Genomic DNA, 12,178 nt, shown 5'->3' with positions numbered 1-12,178 from the left:
ATCAACAGAAAACCTCGTAAATCAATAGAAGGCTTAGCGATAACACTTGGATTTAAGCAAAAATCCTCAAAAATTCAAAAAGCATAAAACGACCTAAACCACACACCTTTTGTCCTCTGGAGTGTCAAATAACGTTCCTCATTCCTATAGCATTCTTTAATTCTCAAGCAAAAACCAAGAAAACGACTTCTCTTTTTGAACACTTCTTACTTCTACAAGCTCTCTCATAAGAGAAAAGCAATCGTGTCTATGAAATAAAACATCAACAGCGTAGAAAATATTTCCTTTCATTTAATGATTTCAACAAAATGAATTATCATAACCTTCTTTATCTCCATAATCAGTAATGTCATAGAAAACGCCTTTTTTATAATTGTAAAAATAAGTTATAATTGTAACATTTTTTCTCAGGTTTAGTGCGTCTAGTAGAAAGCCATTCATCTTTTCTTCTTCATCATCCTTGATTGTTTACTTTGTTATTGAGCCAAGCATAATTTGACGAAATTCTTTTTTCCTTGAAACAAAAATCTCTAGACACTGGATAGATTTTGATTTAGTATTCTCCTTCTCATCCCTCCATTAAAAAATGAAGAAGCGTGATATTGTCAGAAAGTGATAATCAATAAAAGTTTTGTACGAAACTCAACATTGTATCTATGCCTTAATTAAGTTTGCAATAAGCACATTCGCTCAATTAGTTTTGGCAAATTTATCGCTTATAATTGTCTTAACAGATATAAAAAATTTGTCGAAGCGGGGATATCTATTAATATTTTAAAAATTCAGTTTTTAAAACATTTGAACCAAACATATAGATACAAGATTTATTTTTACGGGAGTAAAGTGTATGCTTATTTTATCTTCTAGAATCTTTTAGAGCTATACTCTCTAGAAAAGTGATCAAAAAAATGCTCTTATAGTTTTTCAATCAAATATTTGATTTACAAAAATAATTTACTGTTTTGTTATTTGCATAAAAGAGCTGAATGTCATAAAATTCTTTCCATTAAAAATCTATCCATAAAGCACCTTATAAGTTTTTATATAAAAATAAAATTCAATAAATTTATAAGATCCTTAGAAAAAATTAAGCTCGTAAGATGATTTGGTACAATTTCAATGACTAACTGAAAATATTCCGTAGTTCATCGACTTGTCATATATTCACAACTGATTTTTTCTAATATGAGTTTAGTTTCTGCAGCTTTTTAAAAGATCAACTTCTTTATGAATACACATCAAATAGTTTTATTTCCAATAAGAGCACGTCTGCTCATTTCAATCATTGCATCGCGAAGATGTAATTTAATTTTCGATCCAATAATTATTCCAAAGAAAGGAGAAAGTAAACCAGACATCGTTACAGTATGACGAATTTTATTATTTGAAGAAGCAGATTCTTTTGAACAAATATATTCATGATCAAAACGCATACGTGTAAAAGGAAGTTTGGCATAATCAGAAAAACAAACGTTTTTTATCACTTTATCAAGCATAAAAGTTACTTTCGGTCCTTTTTTAGGTTTCATGCGCCCTACAGTGCCTTCTTTGAAAGCACCAGAAAGTTCTACCCACTCAAGTTCATGATCCCAGCAAGGCCATGTTGCTACGTCTTCCCACATAGACCAAATCTGCTCTGCACTTGCTTCTGTACTAATTTCTTCGCTGTGTGTCCATTTAAACATGATAATCTCCCCTTTTTACAAAATCACTTATCTTTAGTGACAAGAAGTAATATATCAATTACCCTTAAAGCTGCACAACGATAAGATATTTAATATTCTCAAGTGTATTTAATAGGTAATGATTAAATCAACAAGCGATATTACAAAATAAACACATAAATAAATTTTCACTGTAAATGAATATTATTGTCTACCTTAAATAAAAATATCTGTTTTTTAATTTCATACAATAAAAAAGATAGAATTTACACACCATTTAAGATATAAATGTAGACTACATAAATTAAAGTTGTCCACTGTTGATAAAATGTTTATGATTAATGTTCTACCGAAAGAAATGAGACAAAAAGGTATCATAACTGTTGTCGTGAAATATATATCCTATTCGAGAAGAAACATTCAGCGGTAGTAAAGCCCATAATATACGAAAGCTTTGGCAATCTGTTTCGCTTTTAATGTCGCTGAAATTAACAAATCAGCACATAACTTACAAAAATTAGCAGCAACACATATTGCCCATTCGGGTGTAATAGTATCTACCTCAAAGCAATTTTTGACTGAATAGAAGATTAGAGAACCTCTCTCTCTATTATAATGTAAAAGATTTGCTCTTGGAGTTATAAAAAAGCTTCAAAAAATAGAGGAATTGGGACAAAAAGCATAATAAAATTAAAATGCATCAATTTTTTAACATGAGAATCTTTTATTGATTTTCTTCTTAACCTTTAAAGAAACCATATAAAATAAAGGAAACTGTAAAGAAGCGTTTTTTCGTCCTACCGGATAAAAAAGAGCTTTCTCAAGATATCAGCGATCGTAATTTATAAAGGCGTATTGCTGTCTCACCATAAAAACGCTCATCATCGAGATAAAACACGTCAGGTAAATGAATGATTGTATCTTTCTTTTCTTCAAGTACGAAGAGTGTATCCGCTTTTGCCCACCCCCCTCGTAAAGCTTCTACAAAAGCACGTTCACCTAAACAACGGCTATAGGGAGGATCAGCACAGATAACATCAAATGGAAGCATTGTTCCAATATTGCCAAGTTTGGTTGCATCACGACGCAAAATCCTCCCAATAGACTGTAATTCAAAGGCTTCGATATTTTTTTGAAGCAATCCACGCCCCTCAACCGAATTTTCAACAAAAACAGCCGCCTTTGCGCCACGTGAAAGTGCTTCGATGCCTAAAGCACCAGTACCAGCAAACAGATCAAGGATGCGTTTATTGGTCCAAAACTGTTCTTCACGGCTAGAAAGAATATTAAAAAGGCTTTCACGCGTACGATCACTCGTCGGACGAATCGACTGATCAATAGGAGAAAACAAAACACGCCCAGCAAATTTACCGCCGATGATCCGCACGTGGACCTCCAAATCGCTTCGAAGTTTTTGCACCATCACGATGTGGTTTAGATTTTTTCATAGCACCACTAAACGATTTTATCTTGTCCTTTCTCTCAAAAGAACGCTCATCACGACCACCTTTTATCATTTTCTCTTTATCCTTTAAAAAGCGATCTTTCTTACCAAAGGTATGCGTCTCTTCATAAGATGTTTTGCCATGTTTTTGAACAAAACTTCCCTTCTTCCCTTTCTGCAAGTGATTGTCTTGTCGTTTTTCCTTGCCCCGATAAAAGGATTTTTTATCAGCCGTATCGCCCTTATGATCATGCGATTTTTCCTCATTATAAGATGGCTTCCTCCGTGCACTCTGCGGACGGGCACCAGGAGCCATCCAAACATTCGCGCGGCGAGAACGTGGTAGAAAACGCTCTGCTTTTCCTTCTTCACTTTTCCCCTTATTCATATTCTCATGAGACTTTGCTCTTAATCGTGCGCGATCATGCTCAACAGAACCATCATTTGATCTGCGCCGTATCACTCTTTCGCTTGAGAAAACCCAACCATCATTTGCAACAGAAACATCCTTCTGGCTTTGCTTTTCCGCAATAACTGGAGAATTTGAAAAGGGTTTCAGAATAGGAGCATCAAAATCTGCATTGGCTTGCATAATCAAACGCTCTCCCAACTGATCTCGTAACATCCGACCTTTTAATTCTTGTACGGCTCCTTCTTTTAAATCAGAGAGATGAAATGGACCATAAGATACACGTATTAAACGATTAACCGATAATCCCAATGCCCCTAAAACATTCTTTATTTCACGATTTTTTCCTTCTCGCAAAGCGATAGAAAGCCATATATTAGCCCCTTGTTCGCGTTCAATTGAGGCTTCAATCGAACCATAAAAAATACCATTAATCGCAATACCATTTTTAAGGTTATCCAGTGCACTCTGCTTTACTCTTCCATGGGCACGAACGCGATATTTGCGAACCCACCCCGTTACAGGAAGTTCTAATACGCGCGCTAAGCCACCATCATTGGTTAAGAGCAAAAGCCCTTCCGTGTTAATGTCAAGCCTTCCAACAGAAACAACGCGCGGCATTCCCTTTGGTAAATGACTAAATACTGTAGGTCTGCCTTCAGGATCACGGTTCGTCGTGACAAGCCCTGCTGGTTTATGGTAAAGCCATAAGCGCGTTCGTTCTATCGGAGATAAAGGTTTGCCATCAACTTTAATAACATCAGAGCGGCTAACATTAAAAGCAGGCGTTGTCACAACTGTACCATTCACGGAAACACGTCCTGCAACAATCATCATTTCTGCATCTCGACGTGAGGCAACACCAGCACGCGCTAACCTTTTAGCAATCCGTTCACTCTCATTATTTTCATTCATTTGCGTTTCAAACCAATCTTTGTCAGTATGTTCAGAAAATTATTCACATGCACCATACTGCTTATCCTGAAAGAGGACGTAGCATAATCATTTATTATTTTCTATCCTTTAAAGACAGTAATGTATTTATTGATTTGCAAGTTTGTTTTAAACACTTAAAAAATAAAGGTATTCCTCTCATTATAAAAGAATAATAAATTATTCATTTTATAGCATTCCTTATCTAGAAATCTTTAAATTCTCTATGCTGCCAGTAGAAAGAACATTATGACTTTGACACCCATGGAAATAGCCCTTTTGGAAGCGCAGTGGGCTGCAAAAAAAGATGAAGTTCCCGTAGGCGCTGTCATTACACGTGGAAAAACTATCATCGCACGTGCTGGGAACTTCATAAAAACAGCATATGACCCTACAGGACATGCAGAAATACGCGTAATTCGTATGGCTTGTGAAACATTACAAAGTGAAAGGCTTCCGGATTGTGATCTTTATGTGACACTTGAGCCTTGTGCCATGTGTGCTGCTGCCATTTCATTTGCACGCATACGACGTCTCTATTATGCAACAAATGATCCCAAAGGAGGAGCTATAGAAAATGGCCCACGTTTTTATCAGCAACCAACCTGTCATCACAAACCTGAAATTTATTCTGGTTTTAAAGAAAAAGAAGCTGCTCAATTATTAAAAGATTTCTTTATTCAAAAGCGATCCTAAAAACAATTCTTCATCTATAACTTTCACTCTTTAGAAAAAATTCTATATCTTCTGATATATTGAAAGCTATTTCGAAATACTTTTTCTCTAAACCTCTTTTAACGCTGCATATTGCTTCTATGAGATGATGCATTCTTTATGAGAATAATTCATTAGTTTTGTATATAAATATACAATCCAAAAATATCGTAGAATACTCTCATTTCAAATCTGTTTATAGTAAACCAATAAAAAACTCTTTCTTGTACGTCACAAGCTGAATTCCCATCTGTATAAAAAACTATTTAGAAAAGACTAAAAATGTCCCTTATGAAGACTCTTGCAAGCGCAAAGGCTATCACAAAATTAGAGGCTGGCAAATACAATGATGATACAAACCTGCTCTTTCATAAGCATAAAATGGTGGTGCACAATGGATTTTACGTTATACCATCCACACGAGCGAGGATGTGAAATGGAGTCAAAAACCTTGAGAGATATTTCTTTTGAGAAAAACGCAGAATCACTCTCTCGATGCTATTGCTATATTGCTATTTCATGGAAATAAAGATCTCCTTGCTGAAAAAGTAAAGATCTGCGTGAACGAGAACTTGATATTATAAGTAATAGGAAGAACACCTCACATACTTTAATTCTTTAATATTTTTCCTTTTCCCTATCGACCAATAGGTGCAGTCTTTGCCGGTTGGCGATAACTTAAAGGCGGTTCCGTGAGATAACGACGATATTTTGGACTTCCAACTTGTGCTCTCTGACGACGTAAATATTCTTGTCGTTGTTTTGCATTCAACTGTGAAGGATTTTCTGAACTAACGCCATTAACTGAAGACCCTTTGTGCGGAAAAGAAGGGCTTCCTTGATGCTGTTTCGATGCCGCTATTTTATTGGCAGATCTCTCCTGTTGTGGCAACGGTAAAAATTTGCGTGAGCTAGGGCCTGGTATTACAAGTTCTTGACGGGGTTTCATAACGATCTGACTGCTGTTATTTACTGGTGTTAATGAAGCAATATTAGCAACATCTTCAAAAAACTGTATTGAAACCGGTTTATTTGTCCCATAGGTAGGAGCAGATAAACTGCATCCAGTTAAAACCAAGCATATACCTAAAATTCCTGCTGGAAATATTTTTACTTCACGTTTTCTCACTGCTTATTCCATTTCCCAAGTATATGGCCGATTAATACTCCCGCTATTTATGAGAGAATGGTCCATACACAAATTTCCCCCCTGCAGATAAAACAACGGAATTTACCTCGTACCACAAAAAACGATATTCATCAATATCAGAAATCTACTTGCATTTCTTTCCTTTGATGTAAAATTTTAAATCTTGCCAAGAATTTTTAATTCTCGCAAAGCAGCTGCATCACGAGCAGAAACATCTGGATAAGTGGGATCACTCCCAACATCTTGTGTATAACGCCATGATCGCGCACACTTTTTCCCCAACGCCTTCTCTGGATATACACCAACACCTTCAACATCATTCAAAGTAAAAGCATCGGAAGGCATTGTATCCTGCGTCATTGTAAGAGCACTGGTGATACAGATTTCCGCCATATCTACATTTTCTAATGCTTCTCGTAAAACTGGATTGGAAATAAAAACGATAGGAGCTGCTTCTAACGAAGATCCAATACGCTTATCAGCCCGTTCAAGCTCTAAAGCACCTGTCACAACTTTACGGACCTGCCGAATTTTTTTCCAACGCTCAGCCAAAGATTGGTTTTGCCATTCTTCTGGTACAGAGCGAAATTGTTCTAAATGAACCGATTGGCTTTCTGGATAACGCTCTAACCAAGCTTCTTCCATCGTAAAAGGCAACATCGGAGCAAGCCATGTCACCATTCGTTCAAAAATCTCACGAACAACCTGCAAAGAAGCTTTACGTTTTTGTGACGAAGGAGCATCGCAATAAAGAGAATCCTTACGGATATCAAAATAAAATGCCGATAATTCAATGATTGAAAAATCTAATAATGCACGCATAATTTTTTTAAAATCAAATTCGTCGTAGGCGCGATTAACCAACTGATCCAGTTCAAAAAGCCGATGTAAAATCAATTTTTCAAGATCTGGCAGTGCGTCATAAGATATTTCTTCTCCTTCATCATACGCTAAAGTTCCAAGCATCCAACGAATTGCATTGCGTAGTTTACGATATGAATCCACATTTGTTTGAAGGATTTTTTTGCCTAAACGCTGATCTTCCCAATAATCAGTTGTCATGACCCAGAGACGAAAAATATCAGCACCAGATGTTTTAATAATTTCCTGCGGAACAACCGTATTGCCTAAAGACTTAGACATTTTCTTACCATTCTCATCCAAAGTAAAACCATGTGTGATCACTGTCTTATAGGGAGAACAAGCACGCGTACCACAGCTTTCCAAAAGAGAAGATTGGAACCATCCACGATGTTGATCTGAGCCTTCAAAATAAACATCAGCAGGCCATTGCAAATCAGCCCGATCTTCTAACACAAAGCTATGACTTGCTCCAGAATCAAACCAAACATCCAGAATATCATAAACCTGCATCCAAGACTCATGGGCACGCTCACCTAAAAAACGCTCACGCGCTCCTTCAGCAAACCATGCATCTGCCCCTTCTACTTCAAAAGCTCGTAAAATACGCTCGTTCACGCCTTCATCTTTTAAAACAACACCATCCTCATTGGCAAAAATACAAATAGGAACTCCCCAAGAACGTTGACGAGAAAGAACCCAATCAGGACGATCTTCTATCATAGAAGCAAGGCGGTTTTGTCCAGAAGATGGCACAAAACGCGTTTTTGAAACAGCTTCCAAAGCCCGACTGCGTAAAGTTGAACCATCCCCCAAATCTTTATCCATTGAAATAAACCACTGCGGTGTATTGCGAAAAATAACTGGTTTTTTCGAACGCCAACTATGGGGATAGGAATGCTTTAAACGCCCGCGCGCAAACAATCGATTTGCTTTAATTAAAGCATTAATGACTTCTTTATTGGCATCACCCATTTTTCCATTATCGTCAATAACACGTGCCGGCCCCCCTTCACGATCCGGTCCCAAACCTGGAACATCTTTTGTATAGAAACCCGCATCATCAACAGGAAACGGTATTGATGAATCAATCCCCATTTGCTCTAATAAAAGCTTATAATCATTCCAAATTTCAAAGTCCTCACGCCCATGGCTTGGTGCTGTATGCACAAAACCTGTCCCCGCACTCTCTGTCACATGGGCGCCCTCAAGTAGCGCAATCTTATAATTATACGCTCCAGCCAAACCTTTCAATGGATGAGAAAGAATAAGAGCTTTCAATTCGTCAGCAGAAACAGTACGTAAACGTTTCAAAACAAGTTTGGCTTTTTCTGCACAACTCATCGCTAAAGCATCTGCAAAAAGAAGCCTTTCTCCCACTTGAGGACCAAAATCATTTTCAGCACTTTCAACTTCGTAAAAACCATAAGAAATCTGCGAAGAATAACTCACTGCACGATTGCCTGGAATTGTCCATGGTGTTGTTGTCCAAATGACAACATAAGCACCATATAAATCATCAGAACTTGCTTCAAAAATAGGAAACTTAACCCAAATCACCTCTGATTCATGATCATGATATTCAATCTCTGCCTCTGCCAAAGCTGTACGCTCCACAACAGACCACATCACCGGCTTAGAACCACGATAAATCTGATCTGACATAGCAAATTTTATCAATTCGCTCGCAATGCGTGCTTCTGCGTGAAAAGCCATTGTGGTGTAAGGTGCCTTAAAATCTCCCACGACACCAAGACGTTTAAATTCTTCACTTTGAACGGTTACCCAATGTTGTGCAAATTCACGGCATTCTTGACGAAACTCGTTAAGAGGGACTTCGTCTTTGTTTTTTCCTTGTGCGCGATATTTTTCTTCAATTTTCCATTCAATTGGAAGCCCATGGCAATCCCAACCAGGAACATAATTTGCATTAAACCCCCGCATTTGAAATGAACGGACAACCACATCCTTTAGAACTTTATTTAAAGCATGCCCGATATGAATATGGCCATTTGCATAAGGTGGGCCGTCATGAAGAATATAAAATGGACGATCTTTTGCTTGTTGGCGCAATTGCGCATAAAGCCCTATATTTTCCCACCGCGCCATTAACTCAAGCTCTTTTTGCGGAAGCCCTGCACGCATAGGAAAATTTGTCTGTGGGAGATAAAGAGTTTTTGAATAATCTATTGTTTCACTTTTCACAGTCATTGTGAAATATTCCTGTCCACTTTTACGATTTCATTTTTGCATAACTTCCCTGAACTCTGCAACTCTGGTTTTTATCTATAGGGAAAGCCGAGCTTATCATTCGTATTAAGCAGCGATCAAGAAAATACATCATCACACTCTATGGGCTTTATCATGAAATTCACAAGAAAAGAAACCAAAAAATGATCTTTAAAAGATAAAGGCTCCACCGGATAGTGGAGCCTCTTAGAAATTTACTTTTAAAAAAGATTAGAATTTATAAGCTACACCAACACGGAAATCATTAGTTTTGTAGTTAACTTCAAGTTTTTCCTTCGAAAATTTCTTTTTACCAAAATCGGAATAACGATATTCTGCACGTACAATCACATTATCTAGCACTGAGAAATCAACACCACCACCAAGAGTGTAACCAATCATAGTTTTTGTTTCATCAGTTAAGTTCTTAGAAGAAACAACTGTTCCCTCCTCATCCTTAACGGATATTGATATAGTGTCTTGGAACTGCCCATAAGCAATACCACCCGCAAGATAAGGCATAAAGCGATCAGCAGCAAAACCGATACGCACCCGCGTAGCACCACCCCAATTTTGCTTAAAAGTATGATCTAAAGTCTCAACTTCATCTCCTTGTTCAAGACCAAGTTCAGAAGCCATCCTTCTCATTTGTTCTATACCATATACACTGGATTCATTCTTATCCGCCGCTTGTGTACTTTGTGCTCCATGAGAACGGGAATGCGGATTAGCATTATGCCCACGAGCACCAGAACCATGTCCACCTGACTGAGATGTACCATGCGAATAAGCATATCCACCACCATGGGCACTATGATAACCTCCGTGTGCTCCGCTTGTTCCATTGGAAGTGTTTGTCTCTGATCCAGATACCTTTGATCTTGACAGTACAAGGTTACGACTTGGCACTGTTCTTTCTGTTAATGATCGTCCCGATGTATCTGTACTCGCCGCTAGTTGGCTTGTTTCTGATCTTGTTGATGAAGCAGATGATGCTGGTGTTTCTTTAACCGTTTTAGTAGACGATGATGATTGCTCTGACCTTGCACCTTGTTCGGAGGAGGCTGATGATGTTTCTGGCAATTTAGATGTCGTGTTTGATGATGGTGTTGATGATGGTGATGGTGTTGAAACTCCTGATTTTTTTACTGTTATTGAAGAATTAACATTGCCAGAATTGTCAGTTCTTGCTAATTGATTCGGTTGTCCTGTGCTTGCATTTGGTGATTGAGATGAATTTACTTGTCTAGCTTGTGTTTGATTGGATCGTGTTTCAGTAGACTTTGTTACTGTAGTTCCTCCATTTGCTGCTGGCGAAGTTTCCGCGCCTGATGCTGGATTTCCTGTACTTACTGTTGTTGCAGGTTTTGTTGATGTCGCCTGTCTAGGCAATACTGGCGCAGAACTTTCTAAAGCAGCTTTTTGTGGAGTGCTTGGTGATGCTGACCTGCGGGACCTTCCTACTGCATTTTCTACTGTAATGTTATCAGCTGCACCTATAGTAATGGTCTTTGTGTGTTTTTTTCCAGATAACATTAAATCTGTATCGATACCAAAAATAAAGCTGTCACCGAGATCAATATTAGACCCTGCATAAAAACCACCTGCAAAACCTGAAAGTTTAGGAGAGAATTCTTTATCCAATGGGAAACTCTTTTCTTGACCAACAAGAGCCAAATCAGCCTTGCTTGAAAAGCCCCCAGCCTGGACACCTAAATAAAGACCCGTCCATGAAAAAGTAGGCGCAACAATGGTAGAAGAAGTCGATGATGCTGGCTGATGAGGAATCAGTACATCAGCAGCGAGTGCTGTAGACGCTGAAATTAAAGAAAAAATAGACGCTGTTATTAAACGTTTCGTGTTCATAAAATCTCTCCAAATATCCAAAATGAAGTGTATATAGAGCATCTTTTTTGAAAGATCTGTAGCAAAAATGACACACTCACAAAAAAATAAAGAAATTTTGAAAATAAGGCTTCTTAACTCTTTAATTTTTTAGACAATGAGAATTTATCAACTCAATCATACTAAAATTATGTGTCTTAAAGTTGGATTCATTTTCATTAAATTTTTGCGCAACTGTTAATGATAAAATTTTTTATAAATTTCTTTTATTGAAATCTAGATAACGATATTCTGCGCACAACAGAATATCGTCTGTTATTGCAAAATCAATGCCAGCGAAAGGCACGAAACCAATCATTGCCTTTTTTCAAGCCAAGCATCCTCAAAGTTCCATTAAATCAAACATTCGCAAAAAAAATTTTAGATTCTTTGCATAAATATTTTCATCGTACCACGTTACTTTGACCTATAAGGGCAATTTTTTATTTTGTATGTTTAATAAAAAAACTAATATTGTAGGATTTTCTCATTTGAAACCTGTTCCATGTTGAAGCAATCAAAACCATGCTTTTGTATGCCACAAATAGGATGAGCGTGTTAATAAAACATTAAAGAAAGGATTAAACGCTTCTTATGAACGCTCTTAAGTTCAAGGTGTCTGTCCACAACCTTGCTGGCTAACAAAGTGTGTAATATTGTCAGTTCACTCTTGTTTTATTAAGCGTAAAGGTAATAGTGCTTAAGAGATTTTATATTATTTCATAGGAAATTTGCCTCTACACCATTCACAAACACAGCCCCGAAATGGGAAAAAACATTGAGAAATGTATCGTAAAACAAGCGTCTTAATATACAATAACAAATATATTCTGTTTTGTATGAAGAGTATAATCTCATTAAAAGAACGCAATAACCAAAAAAACAAGACA

The 12,178-nt window shown here is 37.2% G+C and carries 7 protein-coding genes; 1 reads left to right on the top strand and 6 read right to left on the bottom strand.

The genetic code is table 11. The annotated features are described in order from the left end of the window. Positions 1–1,238 precede the first annotated feature (1,238 nt). From BTR_RS01400 to BTR_RS01390, 3 genes are all read right to left on the bottom strand, one after another. On the bottom strand, positions 1,239–1,685 hold the full coding sequence (locus tag BTR_RS01400; RefSeq protein ID WP_012230724.1) for an SRPBCC family protein: 447 nt from the start codon (positions 1,683–1,685) through the stop codon (positions 1,239–1,241). 799 nt (positions 1,686–2,484) lie between these two features. Next, positions 2,485–3,051, bottom strand: coding sequence for a 16S rRNA (guanine(966)-N(2))-methyltransferase RsmD (rsmD, locus tag BTR_RS01395; protein ID WP_012230716.1), 567 nt, complete (start codon positions 3,049–3,051; stop codon positions 2,485–2,487). After that, positions 3,032–4,432 carry a pseudouridine synthase gene (locus BTR_RS01390; protein ID WP_012230715.1) on the bottom strand — a complete coding sequence of 467 codons (1,401 nt, stop codon included), beginning with the start codon at positions 4,430–4,432 and terminating at the stop codon, positions 3,032–3,034. The genes rsmD and BTR_RS01390 overlap by 20 nt, the downstream gene beginning before the upstream one ends. A gap of 267 nt (positions 4,433–4,699) precedes the next feature. Here BTR_RS01390 and BTR_RS01385 point away from each other — a divergent pair, with 267 nt between their 5' ends. Further along, a complete protein-coding gene (locus tag BTR_RS01385) occupies positions 4,700–5,146 on the top strand; it encodes a nucleoside deaminase (protein ID WP_012230713.1) in 447 nt (148 codons plus the stop codon). A gap of 655 nt (positions 5,147–5,801) precedes the next feature. Here the strand turns inward: BTR_RS01385 and BTR_RS01380 are convergent. From BTR_RS01380 to BTR_RS01370, 3 genes are all read right to left on the bottom strand, one after another. Next, entirely contained in the window at positions 5,802–6,293 is a 492-nt protein-coding gene (locus BTR_RS01380) for a hypothetical protein (protein ID WP_012230711.1), read from the bottom strand. A 177-nt stretch (positions 6,294–6,470) separates the two neighbouring features. Then, the gene (gene ileS / locus BTR_RS01375; RefSeq protein WP_012230706.1) at positions 6,471–9,386 is read right to left on the bottom strand and encodes an isoleucine--tRNA ligase; all 2,916 of its coding nucleotides are present in this window, start codon (positions 9,384–9,386) and stop codon (positions 6,471–6,473) included. A gap of 249 nt (positions 9,387–9,635) precedes the next feature. Then, positions 9,636–11,270: an outer membrane protein gene (locus BTR_RS01370; RefSeq protein WP_012230705.1), complete on the bottom strand. Its 1,635-nt coding sequence runs from the start codon at positions 11,268–11,270 to the stop codon at positions 9,636–9,638. Positions 11,271–12,178: the final 908 nt, after the last annotated feature.

Origin of the sequence: Bartonella tribocorum CIP 105476 (assembly GCF_000196435.1) — a bacterium.
Lineage (GTDB): Bacteria > Pseudomonadota > Alphaproteobacteria > Rhizobiales > Rhizobiaceae > Bartonella > Bartonella tribocorum.
The sequence above is the reverse complement of the archived record's forward strand: the minus strand, read 5'-3'. Positions and strand labels throughout refer to the sequence as shown.

What these genes read in the sequence shown, in the direction of transcription:
- BTR_RS01390 (WP_012230715.1), bottom strand. Translation starts at nt 4,432, where the DNA reads ATGAATGAAAATAATGAGAGTGAACGGATTGCTAAAAGGTTAGCGCGT.
- ileS (WP_012230706.1), bottom strand. Translation starts at nt 9,386, where the DNA reads ATGACTGTGAAAAGTGAAACAATAGATTATTCAAAAACTCTTTATCTC.
- BTR_RS01370 (WP_012230705.1), bottom strand. Translation starts at nt 11,270, where the DNA reads ATGAACACGAAACGTTTAATAACAGCGTCTATTTTTTCTTTAATTTCA.
- BTR_RS01385 (WP_012230713.1), top strand. Translation starts at nt 4,700, where the DNA reads ATGACTTTGACACCCATGGAAATAGCCCTTTTGGAAGCGCAGTGGGCT.
- BTR_RS01400 (WP_012230724.1), bottom strand. Translation starts at nt 1,685, where the DNA reads ATGTTTAAATGGACACACAGCGAAGAAATTAGTACAGAAGCAAGTGCA.